Source organism: Bacillus sp. SRI_025 (genome assembly GCF_057592095.1).
The window spans coordinates 1-295 of record NZ_JBYEGB010000022.1; the positions used below are offsets into that span (position 1 = coordinate 1).

Annotated in this window: 3 tRNA genes; all 3 read right to left on the bottom strand. The window is 52.2% G+C overall.

What is annotated here, in order from left to right:
* Positions 1–16: 16 nt before the first annotated feature.
* The 3 genes from AC20OE_RS18810 to AC20OE_RS18820 all read right to left on the bottom strand — a co-directional run bounded on the left by AC20OE_RS18810 (position 17) and on the right by AC20OE_RS18820 (position 271).
* Positions 17–109, bottom strand: a tRNA-Ser gene (locus AC20OE_RS18810).
* A 7-nt stretch (positions 110–116) separates the two neighbouring features.
* Positions 117–193, bottom strand: a tRNA-Ile gene (locus AC20OE_RS18815).
* A 4-nt stretch (positions 194–197) separates the two neighbouring features.
* Positions 198–271: transfer RNA gene (locus AC20OE_RS18820), tRNA-Met, on the bottom strand.
* Between the last annotated feature and the right edge of the window lie 24 nt (positions 272–295).

Below are 295 nucleotides of genomic sequence, written 5' to 3' on the forward strand. Positions count from 1 at the left end.
GGTTTTTTAAAAAATATGGCGGAGGAAGAGGGATTCGAACCCCCGCGGGCTTTGACACCCCTGTCGGTTTTCAAGACCGATCCCTTCAGCCGGACTTGGGTATTCCTCCGTATAGATGGTGGACCTTGTAGGACTCGAACCTACGACCGGACGGTTATGAGCCGTCTGCTCTAACCAACTGAGCTAAAGGTCCTTTATAGCGGCGGAGGGGATCGAACCCCCGACCTCACGGGTATGAACCGTACGCTCTAGCCAGCTGAGCTACACCGCCATGATCAAAACAATCTTTTAAAAA